Annotated in this window: 20 protein-coding genes; 11 read left to right on the forward strand and 9 right to left on the reverse strand. The window is 43.5% G+C overall.

Annotated features, from left to right (window positions below):
* Positions 1–246: 246 nt before the first annotated feature.
* The gene (locus ACVFI8_RS06680) at positions 247–2109 is read right to left on the reverse strand and encodes a hypothetical protein (protein ID WP_457873418.1); all 1863 of its coding nucleotides are present in this window, start codon (positions 2107–2109) and stop codon (positions 247–249) included.
* 481 nt (positions 2110–2590) lie between these two features.
* On the opposite strand from ACVFI8_RS06680, the gene ACVFI8_RS06685 reads away from it, so the two are divergent.
* Together ACVFI8_RS06685 and ACVFI8_RS06690 are read left to right on the forward strand one after the other, a co-directional pair.
* On the forward strand, positions 2591–4480 hold the full coding sequence (locus ACVFI8_RS06685; RefSeq protein WP_457873419.1) for a putative ATP-dependent zinc protease: 1890 nt from the start codon (positions 2591–2593) through the stop codon (positions 4478–4480).
* 168 nt (positions 4481–4648) lie between these two features.
* A complete protein-coding gene (locus ACVFI8_RS06690) occupies positions 4649–5350 on the forward strand; it encodes a substrate-binding periplasmic protein (protein WP_248714225.1) in 702 nt (233 codons plus the stop codon).
* Between the two features lie 42 nt (positions 5351–5392).
* Here ACVFI8_RS06690 and ACVFI8_RS06695 read toward each other — a convergent pair whose 3' ends face one another.
* The 4 genes from ACVFI8_RS06695 to ACVFI8_RS06710 all read right to left on the reverse strand — a co-directional run bounded on the left by ACVFI8_RS06695 (position 5393) and on the right by ACVFI8_RS06710 (position 11078).
* The gene (locus ACVFI8_RS06695; RefSeq protein ID WP_457873420.1) at positions 5393–6661 is read right to left on the reverse strand and encodes a cation:proton antiporter; all 1269 of its coding nucleotides are present in this window, start codon (positions 6659–6661) and stop codon (positions 5393–5395) included.
* Positions 6662–6799: 138 nt separating this feature from the next.
* Positions 6800–7984: an AGE family epimerase/isomerase gene (locus ACVFI8_RS06700; protein WP_457873421.1), complete on the reverse strand. Its 1185-nt coding sequence runs from the start codon at positions 7982–7984 to the stop codon at positions 6800–6802.
* A gap of 207 nt (positions 7985–8191) precedes the next feature.
* The gene (gene arfB, locus ACVFI8_RS06705) at positions 8192–8605 is read right to left on the reverse strand and encodes an alternative ribosome rescue aminoacyl-tRNA hydrolase ArfB (RefSeq protein WP_248714222.1); all 414 of its coding nucleotides are present in this window, start codon (positions 8603–8605) and stop codon (positions 8192–8194) included.
* Between the two features lie 64 nt (positions 8606–8669).
* Positions 8670–11078: an EAL domain-containing protein gene (locus tag ACVFI8_RS06710; protein WP_248714221.1), complete on the reverse strand. Its 2409-nt coding sequence runs from the start codon at positions 11076–11078 to the stop codon at positions 8670–8672.
* A 350-nt stretch (positions 11079–11428) separates the two neighbouring features.
* On the opposite strand from ACVFI8_RS06710, the gene ACVFI8_RS06715 reads away from it, so the two are divergent.
* From ACVFI8_RS06715 to ACVFI8_RS06740, 6 genes are read left to right on the forward strand one after another with little or no spacing between them, the layout of a single operon-like run.
* Positions 11429–12178 (forward strand): DUF3450 domain-containing protein, encoded by a 750-nt coding sequence (locus ACVFI8_RS06715; protein ID WP_248714220.1) that lies wholly within the window; start codon positions 11429–11431, stop codon positions 12176–12178.
* Positions 12165–13487 (forward strand): MotA/TolQ/ExbB proton channel family protein, encoded by a 1323-nt coding sequence (locus tag ACVFI8_RS06720; RefSeq protein ID WP_457873422.1) that lies wholly within the window; start codon positions 12165–12167, stop codon positions 13485–13487. The genes ACVFI8_RS06715 and ACVFI8_RS06720 overlap by 14 nt, the downstream gene beginning before the upstream one ends.
* A complete protein-coding gene (locus tag ACVFI8_RS06725; RefSeq protein ID WP_248714218.1) occupies positions 13484–14029 on the forward strand; it encodes a MotA/TolQ/ExbB proton channel family protein in 546 nt (181 codons plus the stop codon). Before ACVFI8_RS06720 ends, ACVFI8_RS06725 begins: the two co-directional genes overlap by 4 nt.
* Complete coding sequence (locus tag ACVFI8_RS06730) at positions 14030–14437, forward strand: ExbD/TolR family protein (protein WP_248714217.1); 408 nt, start codon at positions 14030–14032, stop codon at positions 14435–14437.
* Positions 14437–15117 carry an energy transducer TonB gene (locus ACVFI8_RS06735; RefSeq protein WP_248714216.1) on the forward strand — a complete coding sequence of 227 codons (681 nt, stop codon included), beginning with the start codon at positions 14437–14439 and terminating at the stop codon, positions 15115–15117. The genes ACVFI8_RS06730 and ACVFI8_RS06735 overlap by 1 nt, the downstream gene beginning before the upstream one ends.
* Positions 15114–16316: a tetratricopeptide repeat protein gene (locus tag ACVFI8_RS06740; protein WP_248714215.1), complete on the forward strand. Its 1203-nt coding sequence runs from the start codon at positions 15114–15116 to the stop codon at positions 16314–16316. Before ACVFI8_RS06735 ends, ACVFI8_RS06740 begins: the two co-directional genes overlap by 4 nt.
* Here ACVFI8_RS06740 and focA read toward each other — a convergent pair whose 3' ends face one another.
* Entirely contained in the window at positions 16317–17834 is a 1518-nt protein-coding gene (gene focA, locus ACVFI8_RS06745) for a formate transporter FocA (RefSeq protein ID WP_248714214.1), read from the reverse strand. It lies immediately after the preceding gene.
* A gap of 190 nt (positions 17835–18024) precedes the next feature.
* On the opposite strand from focA, the gene ACVFI8_RS06750 reads away from it, so the two are divergent.
* On the forward strand, positions 18025–18930 hold the full coding sequence (locus ACVFI8_RS06750) for a LysR substrate-binding domain-containing protein (protein ID WP_248714213.1): 906 nt from the start codon (positions 18025–18027) through the stop codon (positions 18928–18930).
* 101 nt (positions 18931–19031) lie between these two features.
* Here the strand turns inward: ACVFI8_RS06750 and ACVFI8_RS06755 are convergent, their stop codons facing one another.
* A complete protein-coding gene (locus tag ACVFI8_RS06755; protein ID WP_248714212.1) occupies positions 19032–20123 on the reverse strand; it encodes a glycosyltransferase family 4 protein in 1092 nt (363 codons plus the stop codon).
* 112 nt (positions 20124–20235) lie between these two features.
* Between ACVFI8_RS06755 and ACVFI8_RS06760 the strand changes: the two genes are divergently transcribed.
* Positions 20236–21333, forward strand: coding sequence for a glycosyltransferase family 4 protein (locus ACVFI8_RS06760; protein WP_457873423.1), 1098 nt, complete (start codon positions 20236–20238; stop codon positions 21331–21333).
* Positions 21334–21344: 11 nt separating this feature from the next.
* Positions 21345–22349 (forward strand): hypothetical protein, encoded by a 1005-nt coding sequence (locus ACVFI8_RS06765; RefSeq protein ID WP_457873424.1) that lies wholly within the window; start codon positions 21345–21347, stop codon positions 22347–22349.
* 39 nt (positions 22350–22388) lie between these two features.
* Here ACVFI8_RS06765 and ACVFI8_RS06770 read toward each other — a convergent pair whose 3' ends face one another.
* Both ACVFI8_RS06770 and ACVFI8_RS06775 read right to left on the reverse strand, forming a co-directional pair.
* Positions 22389–22724: a DUF3634 family protein gene (locus ACVFI8_RS06770; protein WP_248714209.1), complete on the reverse strand. Its 336-nt coding sequence runs from the start codon at positions 22722–22724 to the stop codon at positions 22389–22391.
* Between the two features lie 329 nt (positions 22725–23053).
* Positions 23054–23632 carry a YceI family protein gene (locus tag ACVFI8_RS06775; RefSeq protein WP_457873425.1) on the reverse strand — a complete coding sequence of 193 codons (579 nt, stop codon included), beginning with the start codon at positions 23630–23632 and terminating at the stop codon, positions 23054–23056.
* Positions 23633–23648 lie beyond the last annotated feature (16 nt).

Genomic DNA, 23648 nt, shown 5'->3' on the forward strand with positions numbered 1-23648 from the left:
GCTGCAAGTTGAGAGTCCGAATAACATATTTGCAGATACTCGCTCCACCAATAAGCGAAACACTCTGATTGCTTAAGCTAGGTAACACTATTAATAAAACAGGTATTTTATTAGAGAGATAATCCGCCACAAAGCGAATCTGGAAACTAATAAGAACAAAGAAAGGTCGATGATGGCTGGTACTGCAGTCCCAAAAAACGCTCTCAACAAAGAGAGCGTCACTGCAGTTTTACTGGGCAATCAGCACTACGCTAAATCTTTATCTTTTAGTGACTCGACATTGCTCAATTGATTACTCAGCTTGGTATTTGCGAAGCTTAAACTACTAATATCCTGGTTGGCTTCATTGACTTGTCTTTGTAACTGACGATTAAAGGTTTCACTTGCCTTAAGCTTATCTGAGAGCTCATCAAGGCTAGCTTTCAATGAACCATTATCGATCTTGCTATCAAGAAACTCTTCGTCAAGCTTACTTAGCGCCAATTTAGTCAAAATATGCCCATCTTGCTCTTTACGTAAGCTTATTTCTAAAGATTTTAGTTGCTGTTGTATTTGATTAATTTGGTGTTCTTTATCTAATAATCTTCCGTCAACATCAGACAAGCTATGATTCAATTGTAATTGCGAGTTTGCTGCGGCTAACTGGCTACGAGCCTGAGTCAATTCAGCGGTTGCCTCTAAGTAATTAGACTCGATTTTTTCAATCCTACTTTCTAATTGAATTTCTCGTTGTTGGTATTGCTCTAATTCTGGTAGCACTTGTTCTAATTGGGCTTCAACACCGTTATTTAAGGTTTCTAAGGCCTGATTATTCCCGGTTAAATCGGCAATGTTGTCGGTTAGTTCTTGCTGCTGTTGATATAAGGCTTCAATGCTCTGTGCATCACTAAGGCATCGTTGCTCTAAAGTACTTACTTGCTCCCTTAGTGCTGCCTCTCGGTCCAATATTGCGTCTTTATCCGCTTGGTCAATGACTGAATTTTCCAACTCAGTATTTAACTGGGTAAGCTGTTGCTCAAATTGTTCAAGCTGCTCTTTTTGTTGGGTATTCTCTTGCTTCAACTGCTGGTATTGTAGGCTTAACTCTTCTGTTTGCTGACTTGCCTCTAGGGTTTGCTGCTCAGAACTCACACTCAACTGTTGATTTAACTTGCTTAACTGCTCTGATTTTTCATGCAATTGCTGGTTATTGGCATTAGCTTGCTTCACTTGCTGGTCTAACTCTTGATTTTTCTGCTTAAGCTCTGCTAGCTCGAGAGTTAAACCAGAGTCTCCCTCTTGTAATTGCTTATTTTCTTGCTCTAAAAACTGATTAGCTTTAACCAGTTCGGTCACTCGGCCACTAATATCACAGTGTTCTTCGGTCAACTGCTTAGTATGGGCTAATTCTTGATCTAAGGCTTCACTCATTTCACCAAGCTGCTTGCGTAAAGCAAGTTCTGTTTCAGATTGCCTTGTCGTTGCAAGCGCATCACTCTCTTTATATTGAGCTAGCTCCTGCTCTGCAACTTGTAATTGTTGTATTAGCTCTGCATTAGCGGCTTCAATTTGTTGCTGCTGAAGGTGTTGCTGTTGTGAATTTACATTTGCTTGCTCAAGGTCTATACGAACAGTTTCAAGCTGATTCAGCAACTCTACTGAGTGTTGATTAGATTCATCTAAGCGCTTGAGTTGTTCACTATTGTTAGCTGTTGAGGTATCCAATTGCTGTTGAAGTTCGACTAACTCCGTTTGCAGCGCATGGTGACGCGCCTCTGACTCGGCAAGAGCATGTTGATGATCGTGGATCAGCGACAAACGCCCCTCTTCCCATAGTTCTTGTTTCTCTTTGGTTAAACGTTCCACTCTAGCTTCAGTGGATTGATTTAATTGCACGAACCATTGGTTGAGAGACTCAGCAAAACCATTTGGTAATTCAGCAATAGCATGTTGCTGCCCATACATTTTTGCCAAGCGCTGTTGAGTACTGCAAATAACTTGATTGAGCTGCTCTGCTGGCACAATCTCGCCAGTTTGTTCTTTTATGTACTCAGCAAAAGCCTGGTCTTCTAAGCTGGCTCCTTGCTGAATAAACTGACAGGCCAATGTATCTAATTGTTCAACATCCATCGTATTTGTCCCAAAGACCGATCATTCCATGGTCTATTTACTACTCGCCCAATACAAGCACAGCAGAAGTATAGCTCTCCCATACATCTCGCTTGAGCACTAACATATCTAGCTAAAAAACTATCCATTAGTCCGACTATACCAATGCTTAATTTGCTGGATCAATCGGCAATATTTAAAACAGTTAAGAGAATCATCATATTGTGACTAAACAGGTGTAACGACATTACCTAAGTCTCAGTTTAACTGAGAGTATATCTATCTTTTTGAAAACTAAGTTCAACATTACTGGCCTGTAAGCAAGGGCGATAAGCCATCTATGACAGAGACAAAATCAGCAGATTGTTAAAAGTATTAAGGTTACACTTCTTATCAAGCGCTATTCTTTCGCTAATAGTTAACTTTATTAATCGCTTGGCTCGATATAGCCAACATTTTAGTGCTATAACAAATGTGTACGTGTCTAAATTGAAGGTTAAAGATGAATTTTATTTCTCGCTCTGTGTGTATACTATTTTCACTGTTGGCAATCCAAACTCCTGTTTTGGCAACATCTCTTCAGCAAAGCCCCTTCTATGTAAACGGTGCCTATTACCACTTAGACAGTAAATTAGTCATGGGCCGAATTGAAAATATTTATTATTCAGGCGTAGAACAACTACAAGGTGTTGGCGTGCCCGCTAAAATCGATACCGGAGCAGACACCACATCAATTCATGCCATTAACATTAGCATTCACAGCGAACATCCAACGTTTTCCCAGTTGCAAGGTGAAGAGTTACTAGAAGCGATAGCCAACACTTTTGGCGACCCAGCAAGCGAATGGTGGTTAAGCAGTTTCGACACTCCCGAGCGGAACATCAAAGCCACCGTAAAGTTTGACTTAGTTCACCCCCGTACTGGAGAGCTTATCCCGCTTGAACGACCTTTAGCGCGATTAAGTGGTATTCAAGGTCGAGGGGATCACGGCATCCTTTACCGCCCAGTGGTAGAACTAGCATTGTCTGCTGGTGACATAACGGTAAACACAGCTGTTAACCTGACCGACCGTAGCGCCTTTTCTTATCCTATTTTGATCGGTAAAACCTTTCTACGCGAGCAAGCGTGGGTAGATTCCAGTTACGATTACTTACAGCAAGAACCCTTAGCCAGAATAATTGGCACTAAAGAAACAGCCTATTTAGATGAATTGCCATTGGCGGTGAGCGTGTCCTTAAAAAATCGCCGAACTAGCCTACATGCGAGCAATATTAAAATAGATGATAAAAAGCAACATGTGAGCTTTGAAGCTGAAGGTAAGAATCAAAAAACCAAAATGTATAGCTTACCGCTACTACGCATGCTTAAAATTGGCGAACACCATCACCCATTAGTGAATATATCTATTAGTTTTGGCCAAGAACTGAAACACCTAGAGGTGGTATTACGAGATCGTTCTCAGCGTAGTACTCAATTACGCTTAGGCAAAGAAGCCTTAAACCAATATTTCCTTATTGATTTAAGCGCCGAGTACTTAACAGACCAGCCTTTAAAATCAGCCATGGATGTGGTGAAACAAGCGCCGTTAATGATAACCCCTGAAGAAACACTATTAATCAATGATGTGGAACTACCGGCTGAACCTTCTTTTTCCGTTAACACTTCTTTACTGCGGGTAAAAACGTTAAAAACACTTGAAAGAAGCAGTAGTAAACAGACTTTGGCCGCATTTTCGGCGACAGATAGCCAAGGTAAAGTTTACTTATTTGAGCAAGCCATTGAACGAAACATAGTGGTGGGCGAGGTAACCCGCCCAGTGATCAGCCCGATGATTAAATATGCGGGAGAATACCACCAAACTGAAATAGCCTTAGAGCAGGCTTCTAGTGATGATCCTGAAATGCTAGCTATTGGCGAAAAATTTGTTACCGGTTCAATACTCATCAATACCCGCACTAGCCACATTTTAAGCAAACGGAATATCATAAAAGCTGGCTATGTAGAACAAGCTAAGGTTGAAGATTTAGCCATTTCAGTAAAACTAGATACTGGTGCGGATGTCAGCTCGATGCATGCCGAAAACCTTCAATATTTCGAGCAAGACGGTAACACCATGGTGACATTCACCTACAGTAACGCAGAAGGATTAAAGCAGCAATTCACGCGTGAAGTGGTCGATGAGATGGTGATTAAAGCACGAGTTGGCGAAAAGGCTAATTCGCGCCCCGTCGTCTTAATGACCGTTAAGCTAGGTGAGGTAACAGAAACAGTAAAGGTTAATTTGCAAAACCGCGAAAACTTCAGCTACAGCATGATATTAGGTAAAAATTACTTACGCCATGGTTTCGTTGTTAGTAGTGATAAACGCTTTATATTGACCCCAAAACCTTAATCTTACTAACTCACATTTAAACCCTTGTTTTATATGGCGAGCAGGCAATAGCGAAATATTGATTTTAACTCGCTGTTTTTATAAGCCTAGGCTATTTTTACTAAGTGTTAAATAACGCAGCAGAGACTCGAGCTAATGCTAACAAAATCGACGTTGGGTTTGCTTTTAATGGGGTTAATTAGCTTTTTTAGCAACGCCAACACGTATACTGTTTACAGTATCAATGCTCCGCCTTTAACCATGCTAAACATTGAAAAAGCAGGAATCGTGGGTGATGTTGTCATTGAAGCATTTCAGCGCCTCGGGCACCAAGTGAAGCTTGAAGAACTCCCTTGGAAGCGCGCCCAGCGAATCGTCAGCCAAGGCGATAATACCTTCATTATGCCCTTGGCCTTATTGCCAAGTCGCGAGGCCAGTTTTACCTGGATTGCCTATATCATGGACTTAGAACGTAGTTTTGCAACTACCCATTTAGCCATTAACAGCTACCCACAAGCCCATGCTCAGTTAACCAAAATAGGAGTGGGTCAAGGCTCTGCACAAGCGAATATTCTACGTAGCAAAGGCTTTTCCAAAAGTCAGATTGTAGAAATAAAAATAGGGCCAGCTGCCGCACAAATGCTCCAACTAGGAAGAATTGATGCTTGGTTCAATGGTACTCCCGAATCTATTTGGTATTGGAATCAGCAATTCCCCAAAAAATCTTTGATTATCGGTAATGCAGTTGAGTCTAATTCGTTGTTTTTAGCGGCATCTAAAAAAGCAGACGCCGAATTAGTGCAAGCTCTCGCTCTTACCATTCAACACTTACACGACGAAGGTTTTGTCGAGAAAACTAAACAGCGCTATTTAGGTGGCATCAACCAATGACCTACACGACCTCAAACACTTAAACCATTGATTGGCCGATGCTTACTCATATTGTTTAGCTTTATTGATTAAGGGCACGATGGTGGAGCCTTGCACCAAGATTGAAAACACGACCACCGCATAGGTCATAACTACAATGATTTCGCGTACATCGATATTTTTACCAGGAAGAACCATCACTCCAGCGGGCACCGACAAAGCCATAGCTAACGCCAAGCCACCACGTAATCCTCCCCAAGTAAGAATAGGCACAGACATTGGATTGTAGGATTTTACCAGAACAAATCCCAGATAAGGCAAGCCCACACTTAGCAAACGGCTCAGCAACACTAAGGGGATCGCTATCAATGCCAACCAGCCATCTTCAATATGAAATGTGAAACTAATTAGCACTAAACCAATTAATAAAAACAGCAGGTTATTTAGAAACTCTTCCAGCACATGCCATAGGTGGTCAAAACTATGCTTACTGGCTTCGGTAAAATATTTTCCACGAGTAATATTACCAATATATATGCCGGCAACTACCATCGCGAGCGGACCCGAAACGCTAATATGCTCTGCAAATACAAACCCGGCGGTGGGTATCGCTAAACTAATCAGTAACTCTAGTGAGTCATCATCGGTATATTTAATCAAATAATTGGCCAATAACCCTAGTGCAAGTCCATAAATAACACCGCCCCCTGCGTCCTGAAAGAACAGCCAAGCCACTGCTGAACCACTAAGCTCTTGATGAGTAAAAGCGATGCCAAATACTGAGACAAACATCACCAAACCAAAGCCATCATTAAATAGTGATTCGCCTTCAACTTGAATCGATATTTGTTGTGGAGCCTGCATTTTTTTTACAATGGCTAATACCGCGATAGGGTCAGTAGGCGAAATTAACGCACCAAACAACAAACAGTAAATGAAGTCTAAGGGCAGCCCTATCCAGGGTAATACTAGCCACAGTAACCCGGCAACCAGAAAGCTCGATAACACTGTAGAGAATAGGGCCAGTACGGCGATTTCGGCCCCTTGGGCGGCTAAGTGTTTTAGGTTAATGCCTAAGCCACCCGCAAACAGCAAAAAGCCTAACATGCCGTGCAACAATACATTTTGAAAGTTGATGCTATGTATCGGTTCAAGTAACTGCGGATAGTCTGCTAATAGACCCGTTTTACCCAACAATATCACCAGCAACGACAGCACCATTGATGCGGCTGTAATGGTAATCGTTGATTGCAATGAGCCAACTTGACTATTCACATAGGCAATCAACAGCGCTAAGGCAGATAAGTAACAGAGGCTATAATAGGTTTCCAAGTATCAATTCCTAAGTTGAATACCCAAAATAAACTGAAGGTATAGGACAATGTAGGTTCAAGTATAGGAGAGCAAATAGGATTAATTTTAAAAGGCCCGCAACATAGCAGGGCCTTAAGTGTCTGCTGGAGCCGCAGGTTAGGTTTGCATTGCTCGCAACACCTCTAAGCAAGCGCCCATGGTGTGATAGTCAATTTTAGCGCCAGGACTGGCGACCAAGGGATCGATCACCTCCCCTTCTCGATTCAAGACTCGCCACCAAGGTTGGTGCTTAGCACCACAAAATTGTTGCCAGCTATACTTCCATATACTGTCGTAGGCACTCCAATACTCTTGCTTGCCCGTGGCAGTGGCTAATAATGCCGCTGCAGCAAACGATTCAGCTTGAACCCAAAAATACTTATCGTCATCACATACCGTTCCGTCTGGAGCCAAACCATAATAAAGCCCTCCATGTTGATGATCCCAAGCTTTTTCAACCGCATATTTAAATAGCTTTTCAGCACAAGGAAGCAACCAATCTGCATTATGATGTCGAGATAACATCACCAGTAATTTACTCCATTCGGTCTGATGACCAGGTTGAAAACCCCAGGGGCGATATAGATTTTTGGGATCATTTCGGTTGAACTCCCAATCTACTCGCCAATCTGTATCGTAATGCTCCCAGATCAAACCATCAGTAGTGAAGCTTTGCCGTAAACAGATATTTTGAGCAATAGTAATCGCCCGATTTAAATAGCGAGACTCTTGAGTGGCTTCGTAGGCAGCGATCATTGCTTCACAGGCGTGCATGTTGGCGTTCTGTCCGCGATAGTCATTGAGGCTTTGCCAATCGGCACTCGCCTCATCAGCATATAAGCCCCACTCAGCCTGCCAAAAGCGTTGCTCCATGAGCTCATAAGTCATTGCTAGCTGCTGCCTCGCACCCACTCGCCCCATTTTTACTGCCGCCGAATACATCAACACTACAAAGGCTAAACCATAACAGTAATTTGTCTGCTCAATGGGGCTGTTGTCATCTATCACCCAATTGTAAGCATTCCGCTCGGGGTCATAATGTTGACTCTCCACATAGCTGAAACCATGCTCGGCTAAATCAAGAAAGGCTGTGTTTTGTTCACGTAAGCCCACATGAGCAAATATATACGCTAAGCGGGTAGAGCTAACTAATTGTTTAACGGAGTGATGCTGCGCATCACCATTGGGCAATAAAGCCTGAAAATAACCACCTTGTGGATCAACCGCATGCTGTTGATAGAACTCGCAAAGAGATAAAACATGTTGCTGAAGAAACTGAGAACTGCGAAACACCGGAAGCATAACAACTCCTTGTTTAGAACAAATAATGGGCCGCCTTACACGGCGCACAGCGCCCCGCTTAGTTCCCCACACACAGTGCGATCTCAACCATCGGGTAGCCATCTGCACTGCAGATTGCTCGCTATAAAGACTGGCGTTAACGTTACACAGAAAAGCCTAATAGGTCATCCCGTTAACAACTAAACAGCGTGCTGATGGGAATGAATCCTACTGATTAATCTTTCCGCGTAGTTGTTTGGTTTGGCCTCGCTGAGTCTTCTTATCCATGCGACGTCGTTGCGACCCATAAGTTGCTTTGGTTGGACGGCGAGTTTTCTGCACCACCACGGCGCTCACTATCAGCTCTTTTAAACGCAATAAGGCATCTTCTTTGTTACGTTCTTGGGTTCGATGGCTCTGCGCTTTAAGTATAATGACACCGTCTTTACTAATCCGTTGATCATTAAGCTTAAGCAAACGTTCCTTATAAAAAGCAGGCAAACTGGAACGTTTGATATCAAAACGCAAATGAACCGCACTGGACACTTTATTGACGTTCTGGCCGCCGGCCCCTTGGGCTCTAATAGCGCTTAATTCTATTTCCCACTCAGCAAGGGTTACACTATTGGAAATTTCCAGCATTATTTATTACAGCCACATCAGGGAAATAGATTGATTCACAGTATAACAAACTCAAGCTATCGAATTAACTATCAACACCATTATGCGGTAAAGCCTTAGGCTCATTTTTCAATATCTGCTCAAAGTCGTTTACCGCCAAAGGTTTTGAAAACCAAAAACCCTGACCAAAATCACAACCTGCATCGCGTAGTAGACTGCGCTGATGTTCGGTTTCGATTCCCTCAGCAATCACCTTGATACCCAACTTATGCGCCATCACAATAATCGCTTTACATACAATAAGGTCATCACCATCCAAGACCAGGTTGTGAATAAACATTCTATCGATCTTCAAGTAATCAATATCAAACTTTTGCAGATACGCTAAAGAAGAATATCCAGTACCAAAATCATCTAAAGCTATTTCAACCCCTGCTTCACTAAACGCTAACAATTTATTGTTCACTATTGGGCTAGCGTCCATCAATAAACCTTCGGTAATTTCCATTACTACATCGGCGCTAGATAAACCCGCTTGTTCTAGCTCTATTAGCCACTGATTTACATCACACTCAGCTTCATAATACTGCTTGGGAGAAGTATTAATACTGAGTTGAATAGTAGGTAAGCCTTGTTCTTTCCATTGTTTTAGCTGCGCAACTGCCGAACTAAACACCCAGTTACCAATCTCAACCACTACCCCTGTTTCTTCGGCAACGTGAATAAAATCACTGGGGCTAATCCACCCACGAACAGGGTGTTTCCAACGGACCAATACCTCAGCTTTTAATAGTTCACCAGTAAGCAAGTCCACAATAGGTTGATAGTGAAGGTGTAATTGCTGCTTTTTAACCGCTTGACGCAAATCATTGGCTAAGGAATGCCTATTTTGAGCTTGTTCTTGTAAAGACGCAGTGAAATAACTCAGTCGATTACGCCCCTGCTGCTTAGCAACGTACATCGCTTGGTCGGCATGCTTAAGTAAGTCTTCGATCTTAGTACCATCTTGAGGCGAAAACGCGACCCCAATGCTGGTTGATATATAGACCCGCTCAATGCCTAATTGAAAAGGGGTGCTGAGAGTTTTAAGTACTGCATCTCCCACTTCAGCTGTTCTATTGAAGTCGCTGTTCTCTTTAAGCAAGATAATGAATTCATCGCCACCCAATCTGGCGACATGCTCATCGTGTGCAATACAATGCTGAATACGTTGAGCGGCAATTTGTAACAGCATATCGCCCATATCATGGCCAAGTGTATCGTTAATCCCCTTAAACTGGTCTAAATCCAGTAGCATTAATCCAACGACCTCTTCGTCATGACGCGTCGCTAAAGCATCACTTAATATGCGGTTTAACATACGACGATTTGGCAGCCCCGTAAGCGGATCAAAATTGGCTTGCTGCCAGACTTGCTCTTCGGCTTTTTTGCGGACGGCAACTTCCTTACTAAGTGCCGCGGTGCGTTGCTTGACGCGCTGCTCAAGCAGTGTCCGACTAGTATATACCTCACCAGCCATGGCATTAAACTTGGCTATCAACGCCGCAATTTCAACCGGGATAAACCAACGCTTGGCATTAACAAACTTACCCATCTCTCCTAAGCTTATCCCTTGAGCTGTATCTACAACTTGGCGAATAGGCCGCACAATGACACACGACAAATACCATGTTATCACCCCGACAAAAAATACACATAACATGGATACCCAAAAAGTATATTGCTTAAGTTGTAGGGAGTTAGAGTGCAGTTCAGCAATAGGTTGAGGCACCATTACCCCCCAACCGGTATTCTCAACTCTAGCAAAACCAGCAATCATATCTTGTTGCAAAGCGGGAGAATAAAAGCTTGTCACTCCAAAAGCGTGCTGTTTTACGGCCAATACCGGTTCAAGACTAGAGATGTCTTTAGCCCGTTGCCACCACTGCGTGTTGGGATGAGCAAGCACTCTGCCGTATTGGTCAAACATTGCCATGTGCCCCAACTCACCAAAACGGATTTCAGTTTGCAGTTGTACAAAATAATCGGTTTTTAAAGCCGCCATCAAAAAGCGCTCATGCCCCTGATAAATAACCATAAAAATCGAAGGGGATGTTACTCCCTCAGACACCACTCCACTAAAAACCACCTCGCCTTTGCTAGCGCGAGCTAGGCCCATCGCTACTTGCAACTGAGCAGGCACAGAGGTGAACAAGCTAATTTTTTGATCGTTGTAGAAAAAACGTTGCCCGCGGCCTAGCTGCCACTCCAATAACGCGTACATATTCACGCTTCGAAGCAAAGGGTAAAGTTCCTGGTGAAGGCCTTGCTGTAAGATTTGTTGATTAGCACTGCTAAATACTGCCGCCGTATCAAGGGCATAACGTGACAAAGTGATACTCAAGTTACGAGCAATTAAGAGATGCTTTTCTTGCACCATAGATGTTTCACTTTGTTGCACCTGATGTTGCACCCAAAAGCTCACCATTAAAGTGGGCAATAGCGCTGCAGACATGCAAATAACAAATAATATATATCGAAGAGAAAGCGGCCGTGTCATCCATGAGTGCCAGAAAAATAAAATCGATGGCCGATTTTACATCAAACAGACTTATTATTGACTGTAATTTTGCAAATTATTGGTAATAACTAATAAACAATTATTAACGATTAGCTAACCGGCAGAAGCTAATCATAGTTTGCGAGCCTAATCATGCATAGAATTCACTTTACTGTTTTGCTTTTCGCTTATAATCACGCTGAGTTAAAATAGCTCACTGAGACGTCAAATGGCGATGATATTCGCATATTGGCGCTGATGAACATCGCTTTGTTATTTCACTAGCACTAGGAAACTTACTCATAATGCGGCGCTTTATACTTTTGCTTATCTTGGCGATGACAGCCAAATCAGCCCTAGCAGATGGAGTTATTGAACAGCAATTACATGCTCAAGAAATCAATCAACAATCTCAGCTGCGCATTGATGAATTAGATGCTCAGCGCCAAATAGTCAGCGAAAAAAGTCGTAGTATCCGCCAACAAGCTGAAATTATAGAGCAATATAATCAATACCTTGCTGCAATGATTAGCCAGCAACAACAAGAATTATCTCAGCTCAAAAAAGATATGGTCTCAATCGATGACTCTGAGCAGCAAGTGCTTCCTTTAGTCCACGACATGCTTCAGAAATTATCCGCTTTTATAGCGAAAGATTTACCGTTTTTGGCGCAAGAACGCCAACAGCGTCTACATCGCTTAAACCAGCTACTAGCTCGAGCCGATGTAACACTTGCTGAAAAATATCGGCAAGTATTAGAGGCCTATCAAATAGAAATGGAATACGGTGACACGATCGAAGCCTACTCCGCCCCTTTAGGTCAACAGCAAGTTAACTATTTTCGGCTTGGGCGCACTGCTTGGTATTATCAAACGTTAAACGGCCAGAACTCTGCTCTTTGGGATCCTATCAAGCAACAATGGCAAGTACTTAGCCAAGCTGAAAACTTAGCCTTAAGTGATGCGATGGCGATCGCTTGGCAGCAACAGGCTCCTAGCCTAATTCACCTGCCGCTCAACCTCGCCTTACCAGAGGTAAATAATGCAACGAATTAGTCTACTCATTCTTGGTATTATCACTGCCATCTTGCCGGGTCAATACGCTTGGGCAAATAGTAAAAATGTAGCGGAAATCGATACGGCTATTAATCAACAACGTGAACAACGCTTTGCCGATGCGCTAAGCCAGCAACAACAACTAATGGCGCTAAATGCCCAACGCCTTAGTGAGGCGCAGGTTAAACAGCAACAATTAAAACAACAATTTGCAGACAATGAACTGGCATTAAGCCAGCAATATCTTCAACTGCAACAACGCAGTGGTCAGCTAGGCCCCGTATTTGAAGTGGTTAAGCTAAAAGCGCAAGAGAGCCAACAAACAATCAGCAACTCACTGATAAGTGCCGAGCACCCAGAAGCGCTTAGATTACTCGATTTTGCTCAACAACAGGCCTTGCCGTCAGCAAAAGATATCCATCAGCTAGCTGCAACTTTAATCGCTCATTTGCGGCATACCTCTACTATAAGTTTTTTTGATGGAGAGGTAATAAATAAAGAAGGTTACCGCGAAACCCTGCCTTTATTGCGAATAGGCAGCTTTAATATCATTAGTGAACAAGGCAAATATGTAGAATGGTTAGCTGACAGCTTACAATTGCAAGTATTTGCCACGCAACCTTCACATCAATCTGACGCTCAAGCTTACTTCGCTGGACAACAGCATCGAATAACCATTGATCCCTCACGCGGGCATTTGTTGGGCTTGTTAGACCATCAGCCTTCCATCAAGCAGCGCCTTAAACAAGGCGGTTCGGTGGCCGTGATTATAATCATAATAGCGCTGCTGGGGATATCGGTGGCCCTGTACCGTATTGCTCGACTATTTCAAGTAGAGCATAGAATTCGGCAACAACTCGCTAGCCCGAGCTTTTCAGCCAACAATCCATTAGGCCGCGTACTACTGGCAGCGAAAGATAAAAACCAATCATTGGAAGAGTTAGAGCTAAGAGTTGACGAGGCAATTTTGAATGAGCTGCCCCAACTTGAGCGCGGCCAGAGTTTGGTCAAGTTATTTGCCGGCATAGCCCCTTTATTGGGCTTGCTGGGGACCGTAACCGGTATGATTGCGACCTTTCAAAGCATTAGTTTGTTTGGAAATGGAGACCCAAAATTATTGGCAGCAGGTATTTCTCAAGCCTTAGTGACAACAGTGCTAGGCTTGATCGCCGCCATACCCTTACTGTTTTTTTCCAGTTTGATGAGCGCTCGTAGTCGAGTGTTGCTGCAACTTTTACAACAAAAAAGCCTCGCCCTACTCGCTAACCAGCATAAGCAAAGCGCAACAAATAGTGAGAACAAAGCGTGAACACACTGAGTATCAGCCTGCAGCAAACTTGGCTATCTTTGAGCCAATTGCTGCACTTAGGAGGTTGGGTGCTAACATTGTTACTTGGCATAACAGTATTGCTTAGCAGCTTGCTCATTGAACGTTACTGGTTTCGTTTTGTTAGTTTTCCTGCTTATTTTCAATGCTATCAACAACATATATCTCAACACAGCATCACTGCCAGCGGCCAGCAAGCCCTTTGCTTAAGCTTACGTTGTGATATGGAGCTGCGCCTAAACCAACATTTAAGTTTAATCAAAAGCTTAATTAGCTTATGCCCTCTGGTGGGCCTATTAGGCACGGTAACCGGCATGATTCAGGTGTTTGATACGATGGCTCTAGCTGGCAGTAACGATCCTCAGCTTATGTCTGCGGGGATAGCCAGGGCAACCTTACCCACTATGACAGGTATGAGCATAGCCCTAATTGGTATTATCAATTTTACTTATTTAAAACGCTGGAGCTCTCGATGCAAACAGTCGTTGCACATAGCCCCAAGACATTTAATGGTGGAGCGATAGATGAAGCGTCGAGATTTGTTAAACCGTCCAGAAGAAGATGCCGAGATAAACCTCACACCGATGCTAGACATTGTGTTTATCATGTTAATTTTCTTTATCGTTACCAGCAGCTTTGTTCGACCTAGCAGTATTGAGGTAAACACACCCAGCGCACTCACTTCAGAACCCGCCAGTAACACAGCGATCCTACTTAGCTTAGCCGCGGATGGCAGCGTAGTGTTAAATGGGCAAATTAGCGATATTCGATTGATACAAGCCAAGCTCAGGCAATTGAAACTTCAACAAAGCCAGCTTGCCGTATTGGTACAAGCAGATCAAAACTCAACCACCGGTCAATTAGTCAAAGTACTTGATCAACTTAGGCTAGCGCAAATTCCATACAGTTTGGCTACAGTGAGCCAACCCTAATGTGGCGTCTATTACTGGCGCTTCCTTGTGGATTGGCCTTATCGGCTAGTTTATTCGTATTACTGGCTGAAGTGTCAGGCATCAACCCTCGTGCAACCCGCCCGGCTAACCCGCTCAGTAATGTGCATCTCTTTACTTTGCGCAGTAACAGCGACACCCAGCGTAGGTCAAGAGAACTACCAAACCCACCAGCACCGGAGACAAGTCAGCAAAGCGCCTTAGTACTTCCGTTATCGGGCAGCAAGCAAAATAATCGTATTGCTCCCCCTGATGCACCTTCAATATCAAATTTGTTGCAGACTTCTTTATCGCCCCAAGAAATAGCCTTACCTCAGCTCGTGACTGTCGAGCAATCTACACCTATAGCACATCGCACATTAGGCTTAGCTAAAGGGCCACAGCTAGATTTAAGCATACAGGCGCAATACCAACACCCTCCCGAATACCCGATGTCAGCGCACCGTCGTGGTATCGAAGGAGTCGTTGAGCTAGAGTTTACCGTGAATACTAAAGGAAAAGTCGTCGCCAGTAGCATCAAAGTGCTTTCCGCCGAGCCCGCCGGTATATTTGAACAAGCAGCAATCCGCAGCGTCAGCCAGTCACGCTTTCCCATAAAATACCAAGGTTCTGCTGTACCTTTCATTAGTAGACAGAAAATTGGATTCAAACTTAACCAATGATCAGACATTTAGCTTTACTATCAATATTTCTTATATCACTCTCTGCTACAGCACAGGATTTAAGTGAAGCAGAGAGTCGACAACTGAAGCTAGCACATAATTTCATTCAACAAGGCCAGCTCGAACGAGCGGAACAATACCTGAAGCCTCTCGGCCAACAGTACCAGCAACAACAACGCCACTATGCCTTAGCGGTCTCTTGGCAATATCAAGCTCAAGTCGCCATTCAGCAACAAGATTACTCTAGGGCGTTAGCTTATTTACAGCGGACCTATAAGCTAAAACGACTATCAGAGGAACAACAACAGCAAAGCCTTTATAGTATTGCCCAGCTGCAGCTGCAGCTGAGCCATTGGTCGGCAGCCATTGAAAGTATCGACGCTTGGCAGGCACAACAAGACGACCGATACCTTTCAGCCGAGTCGTTTTTTTTAAAAGCCCAAGCCTTAGCTAATCAGCAAGATTGGTATCAAGCGAGTGAGAGCATCGAAGAGGCTCTGCACCGCCAAGCGAACCCGCAGATAGATTGGTGGAGATTTGCCGTTGCGCTCTATAGTCAACAACAGCGATGGCCAGCAGCGATCAAGGCTCAGCTTGAGGTTTTGCAGCTCAGTGATAAAGACATTCTAGGCTGGTTCCAGTTGGCTTCTTTATATCTGCACAACCAGCAACCACAGCAGGCTTTAGCTTATATGCAGCAAGCCTATCAGCAAGATTTGTTTGGGCTCGAGCAACATTACCAATTATTGGTTCAGTTGCTCGAGCAACAGCAACAGCCTTATCGAGCCGCAAAGATACTAACGTTAGCCATGCAAACTAATAAGATCAAAAGTCGTCCTGACTTACAAACTCGCTTGTGCCAATTGTGGCTCAGCGCCAAAGAGTATGCACAAGCAGAGCGCTGCTTATTGAAGCTAGTGAATAAGCAAGCAAATGGTCAAGCATATCAATGGCTGGCTTACAGCCAAGCTCAACAGAATTTGCTGGCTAAAAGCATCCATAGTTACCAGCAAGCCAATCTGTTTAGCGATGCTAACACGGCTGAGAACTGGCTGAATCAAGGCTTGTTATACTTAGAACTAGCCCAATATCAACCTGCTAAACAAGCATTAAAAAAGGCAGCTACCTATACGGTAACTGCCCCTTCAAGTCAGCAAGCGCTGCGACTTTTACAGCAGCGCCTCCAATTTCAAAAATAGTTAAGCCACAGACTCAGCTAACAGCTCTGACTCTGCTTCCATCTTTACTGGCGCACCTAAGGCTGGGCGTAAAGCTTTTAGCACCTGATGGCGTGTCACTACACCAACTAATTTACCATTATCGACCACCGGGTAAACTTTAGGGCGGTATACGCTGCTGTTGCGTAAACGTTCTTCTAAAGGTTGATGAGTTGAGCTCAACAAAACACCAGAGTCAGACACGGGGTAAACTTGAGCAACATCAACACTCATGTATTCAGCTAATTTTAATAAGTTATGATTTGGAGCCACGGTCATTATGTCCTTTTGCATGATACTTTCCACAGTGGTTGAGCTTGGTTTACGGTAGTCTTCTAACCACAGCTTTCTAAGAATCTCCAATTCAGAGACGAAACCTTGTAGTTCGTTATCTTGATTAACCACTACCGCTCCAGGCAGATCTTGCTTAAGTAGTGCATCACATGCGCTGGCAATGGTCATATCAGGATTTAGGGTATTGTTTGCAGGTGACATAATGTCAGCCACTGTCATAGTTTTAAGATTTTGCATAATAGGTTCTCCAATAGGACCAGAAGATTGATTTGATAAAACTGAAAAAGTAGCTCGGCTTGCTGTAATTGAAGTACCACGGCTATACACCGACCAGTACCCCAGACCAACAATAACCGCTCCACCAATAATATTTCCGATAGTTACAGGTAGTAGATTATTCCAGAAGAAGCTCGCCCAATTTAGGTGCTCAAAAGCACTGGCTTGGGTACCAATTTGTGCCCAAAATGCGGGTTCAGCCCAGCTTTTAATCGCGATGCCTAAGGGCACCATAAACATATTTGCGACTACGTGTTCAAACCCGGTGCTAACAAACATGGCAACCGGCAATATAACGAGTGCTGCTTTGGCCGAGCTGGTTTTAGCGCTAAAGGTCATCCACACGGCTAAACACACCAATAAATTACATAACATGCCCAATAGCACCGCTTGCACAAAACCATGCTCTAACTTGTGTTGCGCTATAGATAAGGCGTTTAGCCCCCATTGGCCGTGGTCTAATTGATAAAGCTTGGCACCACTTACAATGAGTACTAGCAATAAGGCCCCCACAAAATTGCCTACATAAACTTTGCTCCAATTGGCAATCATGGCGCGAGTATTAAGCTGGCCACTCGCACGAGGAATAATCGATAACACGCTACTGGTAAATAACTCACCGCCACACACCACAAGCAGCACCAGGCCCATGCTAAAGGCCAAACCACCTAATAAACGGCTAACCCCCCAACCCATCGCTGATGATCCGGTGGTAACGGTGATATAGAAGACAAAAGCCAAGCCAATAAATACCCCAGCGCTTAACGCTAAGCTGAGCATTTTCGGTGTGCTACTGGTTGCTTTCTTATAAGCATACTGTTCGGCAAATTGAGTCATTTGGTCTGGGCTTAATGCCGCTAGTGGTGAGCTTTCGCTACCACCGGTGACCATTTTAGGAGCGGAAATCCGCTCGACTTGAGGATGATTCATTTACACTAAAACCTGTATTAACAAGCAACTTAAGTCGCTAATGACTAAACGTGCTAATACCATAGCGGTTATAATTTTTGCTGGTAAGCGGATAATTTTCATGACCACTATCAATACTTTTGATAGTGCCTTCAGCTACTATGCTTAACAGCTTTTCCAACGTTGTAATTTGACACTTTTGGAGTGATTCATGCGTTATTCTTTAAAACAACTCACTGTTTTCGAAGCTGTGGCTACTCACGGTAGTGTAAGTTCAGCCGCCGACCACCTAGCGCTAACTCAATCGGCGGCGAGTATGTCGCTAGCTCAACTTGAAAAGTTGCTTGGTAAGCCGCTGTTTGAACGGCGGGGAAAACGCATGGTTCTAAGCCAATGGGGCCTATGGCTGCGGCCTAAAGCTAAGCAACTACTGCTTGATGCACTACAAATTGAGGAAGGCTTTGCCGAGCAACACCTAATTAGTGGGGAATTGCAGCTCTGTGCCAGTCAAACCGCCGCAGAGCACCTTATACCAGACCTTATCAGTATTGTTGATAGCAACTTCCCACAATTGAGAATCAGCTTTTCGGTAGAAAATACAGCGGAGGTAATTAATGGTTTAATTAACTATGATTACCAACTCGGGGTCATAGAGGGGCGCTGTGATGACGACAGAATTGCTCATCAGGTATGGTGTAACGACCATTTGGTGATTGTGGCTGCCGCTCACCACCCTTACGCTAAACTCGATAAAGTGAGTGTCTCTCAACTAGAGCAAGCCAGTTGGGTACTGCGAGAGCAAGGCGCCGGCACACGGAGAGTTTTTGACAGTGCAATTCAAGGCACAATTGAAACCCTAAAAGTACACCGAGAGTACGAACACGTACCGGTATTGCGTTCAATGGTGGCCAATAGCAACTATTTAAGCTGCTTACCTTACTTAGATGTCATTAAGGCATTGGAACGTGAAGAGTTGGTGGTATTGAATGTCCCCGAGTTAGACATAGAACGTTCGTTATCCTTTGTATGGCGTAATGACACCACAGAAAACCCCTTACGAGATTTGGTGATTACCGAAGCCAAGCGGATGTTCAAAGTTCAATCTAAGAAAATGTAATCGGCAGTTCCCCTAGCGTTTAGCAGTCGCCTACAGGGGAACAGTCAAAGATAATCTAGCCAATGGCTACCGACGTATACGAGAAGGGCCTATTTTGACATTTAGATACTCGTACCAAAATCCTGATAGACTTTTTGGTACTGACCTTGAGTGCGCTGTAATGAAAACTCACTCAATACTCGTTGTCTCCCAGATTGTCCATACTCGATCAAACGCTCTGGTTGGCTCAAGGCTGCTTGGATAATATCAGCTAACTTTTGGCTATCATCAAAATCAAATAGCCAACCGTTTAGCTGCTCTTTTACCAATACCGAGTTACCACCAACCTTACTGGCCACTACCGCCCGTTTATAAGCCATTGCTTCCATGATGGCCAGAGACATACCTTCTGTTTCAGACGTGACCGCTAACAACTCAAAGCTATTATATATTTTGCTTCTATCGCTCTCCAGTCCATGAAATACCACTGTAGAGTGGCTTAACTTTTGCTGGCTGAACTGTTGCAACTTTGTCAATTGGTCTCCCACCCCAAAGAAATGCAGCTCGACTTTAGGTTGGATATCCTCGGGAAGCAACTCAAGCGCTTTTAACAAACTAATCTGGTGTTTAAGGCCAACCATACGGCCAACAGAACCGATACGTAAGCAACCATCTAGAGGGTGAGGCACAATATCTTCTTCTTTAGGCATGGCAATGCCATTATCAATCACCGAGGAGTCCACATGCTCCCAACCATGAACCTGATGAAAGATTTGCTGGCCTTCTTCAGATACGAAACAAATGCTGTCAATGTAGCGACGAGCGAATTGATGCACTTTGAGCCAACGGTTAGTGGACAATTTAGCCGCGCCATGACGGGTATAGACAATTTTCCGCTCTAAACAAAAGGGGAGGATAGGCAATGAAACCATAAGCACTGCCGGGGAGTGAATATGGATGATTGGACGCCCTCTATAAGCTTTCCATAAGCGCCACTGTACTAGGCCTTTCATACCTCTTACTACAGTGACTTTTATGCCTAGATCTTCAGCGACCGCAATCAAAGGATCGTCAGGGTGTCCTAAAGAAACAATCTCTGGCTCCATGCCTTGATGACTCTGTTCGATACATAAATCGATAACAAATCGCTCTGCCCCACCCACTTGTAAACTACTAACAACATGAGATATCTTACTATTTGACGATTTATTCACAATACCATTACTTATTTGACTATCCTTAGTGGGCTTATGATAAGTCAGTTGGGAAAGAAGGAACACTGACCAACTCAAAGAAATTGTTAATTTTTATCAAAGGATTGAATAAATGGATGAAAACCTGAGGGTCTTGGAGGTTGTCCAAAGCCTCGAACGAGGTGGTCGCTCAGTGAGATTCATCACTACCGTTGAAGGCTTAAGAGAAAACGGGGCATTTGTACTGCCTGTTAGCTTTAGGGCGCCTAAGTTCGAAACCTGTCAGCCAAAAAGTTTAGTGGTGCTGCACAGTAAAGTCTTTGATGGCCCCTGTATTTTATACAACTTGGTTAGGTTAATTCGCAAGCACCAGATTAACTTGATTCATTGTCACTGTGACCGAAGCATGATTTGGGCTGGTATTGCGGCTAAAATTTGTCGTTTACCCACTGTATTAACGTTTCATCGTTCTATTCTAAGCTATTACCAAAAGAATCGGGTTAACCGTCTATTAATGCGCTTAACCAATCGTTTTGTTGCTGTATCAGAACAACGGCGCCGCTTGCTGATTGATAACTTAGGTTTAACCGAGCAACGCTGCATCGCTAATCATGGTGGCATTGACACTCAGGCCGAAGTAGTCGGTAAAACTGAAGCCCGAGAACAACTAAAACTGCCTAACCAGCAAGTCGTGTTGTTTAGTGCTGGTCACCTTGGTCGCATCAAAGGTCATCAGGATACCATTAAAGCTTTTAAGCAAATTAGTGATCAATATGATTGCCAATTATACATAGCAGGCAGCGGCTCAAATAAAGAAACTAAAGTGTTAAAACGTTATAGGGACAAATTGCACTTGCAGGATCAGGTCCATTTTTTAGGGCAAATTAGTAATGCGTCATTATGGATGGACGCAGCGGATATATTTGTGCAACCATCACGAGAAGAAGCCTTTGGTTTAGTATTCATCGAAGCCGGCTTGCATCATACTCCTGTCGTTGCCACCAACGTTGGTGGGATTCCAGACATCATCATTAGTGGTGAAACTGGATATTTGGTGCCTGTAGCCAGTCCTGATGCATTGGTCGAAGCACTCCGCTCACTGATAGAATCAAGCCAACTTAGAGAGCAGTTTGGCGCAGCCGCTGAACAACGAATTAAATCGAATTTCGACAAACAAAACATGATAGATAAATACCTCACTACTTTTAATCAACTACTCACGGAAGCATAAGCGAGAACGACATGGACAATAGCGCGATCACCGTCGTCATTACCCCGCGTGACCGATACTCAGGCATCATTAATTGCATTCGCAATTTATACCTCTGCACGAAGCAAGCTTTCGAGCTGAAAGTGATCGATTTAGATTACCCGAAATCACTAAAGCGACAAATTACCAAAGAGCTTGAGCAGCACAATAATGCAGAACTATTGAGTTATGGGCTGATTTCTCCAATCCAGGCAATGCAAAAAGTTCGTCCTTTAATTGAAACCCCCTATGTGATGTTTCTAGATAATGATTCTAATGTTACGCCCAACTGGTTACCGCCCTTATTAGATATCGCTAACTCCGATTCAAGCATTGCCGTGGTTAACCCGGTAACACTGGAAAAAGAAGGGGTTGATAAGGGTGCAGAACTGCGTAGCCATCTATTCACCAACGCTGTACATACCATTGACTACCAAGGTGAAGACTATTTAATTGAACATAAATCTTTTCGCCGAGCTTTACCTGAAGAACTCCCTAAGGGTATTCAAGAAAGCGAGATGTTTGAACTGCATGGTGTTTTATTTAGTACTAAGGCACTAAATGACATTGAGTTACCCAATATGGTGATTCGCGAGCATATTGATATTGGTATTCAGCTAAGACAACAAGGCTATAAAATAGTTACCCAGCCTGACTCTATCGTTATTTTCGACAATTTAGGAACAAGAATGGCTTGGTACGACATGAAGTTCTTCTTCTTCCGTTGGCACCCTAAATATACCGAAGCTTCGTCTAGATTATTTGAGCAGCGCTGGGGTTACCGCTTTTACTCTGAGCAAGCCATGTATTTATGGGTATTTCGCCGTAAAGTATTTTTGTTTGCTCGCTGGCTATATATTCCGGTAAACGGCGCAAATATGGCAGTGAGGATTGCTGCAAAACTACGCTCATTTATTAGACCAGTATGGGATCCAATCAAAGGCGTAGAAGAAAAAGCCTCACCAGCGCCCTTAACTATGTTTTCTAAAGCCAAATAAAAAAGCCCGGTAAAACCGGGCCCTTTTATTCAATTAGTTTTAATCTAGCGACACACTGCCATCAATATCGGAAGGTTTGCTGCTATACAACTTGTGAGGAAACTGTTTCTCTAAATACACTTGATCTGATTGCGCCAGAGAGCGTGAAAAGCGTAAGTGCATTTTACCATTAGCGTTAATCCCTTTAACCAAGCCCGTCACTTTACGGCCTCGCATCATTTGGCGGCAATCATGAATAAATGAACTGGGTACATGGCCTTTCAGCACACTGACTTTGCCTGAACGTAACTCACAAACAAACGTATAATGTACATGGCGAAGACGATAAATTAGTACCGCTAAGGCCACCAAACCGATCACTATGCTAATAGTCAAACCCACACTCCCTGTGTTTAGCTGGTCATTGAGCTTGCTCGTCGACCTCAAAATAAGCTGGAATTAATAAACTCAACAAGAGTAAACTTTGTTCACAAATATAACCAGAATGTTTTTCAGAAATAAGAGATCAATCAAGCATTTATATAAATTGTGATGGGTTGGTCTACAATTTTAGCCAAATGTCACCTCTGAAAGCATTTTCAATGAATTTAACAAAAGATGGTTTTATTAGTAGCTAGAACAAATAAAGAGGAGGGAGTTAATTAGTGCCAATAGCTAATTGAATGGACCAATCAGAAAAGCTGCCCTAGGGCAGCTTATGAGATCTACTTTTTAATACCTTCAATCACTAAATCCATCACCACCGTGGTTGATTTAGGTCCTAGGTTAGTGGGAATACCAAAGTCCTTCATCACTAACTCGGTAGACCCCACAAAACCAGCTCGGTAGCCTCCCCAAGGGTCTTCGCCTTCACCCACTTTAGTCACATCGATAATAATCTCTTTGCTAACACCACGAAGCGTTAACTGGCCATATAGTTTACCAGACTCATCACCACTAGCTTCATACTTAGTACTGCTAAAGCTAGCATCTGGAAACTGATCTACCGCTAAGAAATCTTTACTACGAATATGTTTATCACGCTCAGCATGATTAGAATTAACTGAAGTAGTCTCTATTTTCACATTTACGCTCGTCGTTTCTGGCGCTTGTTGATCATAGCTAAAATCACCGCTAAAAGTATCAAAGCGCCCCACCACAAAGCTGTAACCCAAGTGATTGACTTTGAAATTAATAGAGGCATGTGCGCCGCGAGTATCAATAGTGTAGTCTGCAGCGCTAGCAGGTAAAGCTATTGCAACGGTACTTGCTAGTAGTAAGGCCGCTTTGATCTGTGTTTTCATTATTTATCCCTTCAAA

It is taken from the genome of Agarivorans sp. MS3-6, from assembly GCF_054112545.1.

What these genes read in the sequence shown, in the direction of transcription:
- ACVFI8_RS06700 (WP_457873421.1), bottom strand. Translation starts at nt 7,984, where the DNA reads ATGCTTCCGGTGTTTCGCAGTTCTCAGTTTCTTCAGCAACATGTTTTA.
- ACVFI8_RS06685 (WP_457873419.1), top strand. Translation starts at nt 2,591, where the DNA reads ATGAATTTTATTTCTCGCTCTGTGTGTATACTATTTTCACTGTTGGCA.
- ACVFI8_RS06690 (WP_248714225.1), top strand. Translation starts at nt 4,649, where the DNA reads ATGGGGTTAATTAGCTTTTTTAGCAACGCCAACACGTATACTGTTTAC.
- ACVFI8_RS06720 (WP_457873422.1), top strand. Translation starts at nt 12,165, where the DNA reads ATGCAACGAATTAGTCTACTCATTCTTGGTATTATCACTGCCATCTTG.
- ACVFI8_RS06710 (WP_248714221.1), bottom strand. Translation starts at nt 11,078, where the DNA reads ATGTCTGCAGCGCTATTGCCCACTTTAATGGTGAGCTTTTGGGTGCAA.
- ACVFI8_RS06765 (WP_457873424.1), top strand. Translation starts at nt 21,345, where the DNA reads ATGGACAATAGCGCGATCACCGTCGTCATTACCCCGCGTGACCGATAC.
- ACVFI8_RS06740 (WP_248714215.1), top strand. Translation starts at nt 15,114, where the DNA reads ATGATCAGACATTTAGCTTTACTATCAATATTTCTTATATCACTCTCT.
- ACVFI8_RS06730 (WP_248714217.1), top strand. Translation starts at nt 14,030, where the DNA reads ATGAAGCGTCGAGATTTGTTAAACCGTCCAGAAGAAGATGCCGAGATA.
- focA (WP_248714214.1), bottom strand. Translation starts at nt 17,834, where the DNA reads ATGAATCATCCTCAAGTCGAGCGGATTTCCGCTCCTAAAATGGTCACC.
- ACVFI8_RS06735 (WP_248714216.1), top strand. Translation starts at nt 14,437, where the DNA reads ATGTGGCGTCTATTACTGGCGCTTCCTTGTGGATTGGCCTTATCGGCT.
- ACVFI8_RS06715 (WP_248714220.1), top strand. Translation starts at nt 11,429, where the DNA reads ATGCGGCGCTTTATACTTTTGCTTATCTTGGCGATGACAGCCAAATCA.
- arfB (WP_248714222.1), bottom strand. Translation starts at nt 8,605, where the DNA reads ATGCTGGAAATTTCCAATAGTGTAACCCTTGCTGAGTGGGAAATAGAA.
- ACVFI8_RS06680 (WP_457873418.1), bottom strand. Translation starts at nt 2,109, where the DNA reads ATGGATGTTGAACAATTAGATACATTGGCCTGTCAGTTTATTCAGCAA.
- ACVFI8_RS06760 (WP_457873423.1), top strand. Translation starts at nt 20,236, where the DNA reads ATGGATGAAAACCTGAGGGTCTTGGAGGTTGTCCAAAGCCTCGAACGA.
- ACVFI8_RS06750 (WP_248714213.1), top strand. Translation starts at nt 18,025, where the DNA reads ATGCGTTATTCTTTAAAACAACTCACTGTTTTCGAAGCTGTGGCTACT.
- ACVFI8_RS06775 (WP_457873425.1), bottom strand. Translation starts at nt 23,632, where the DNA reads ATGAAAACACAGATCAAAGCGGCCTTACTACTAGCAAGTACCGTTGCA.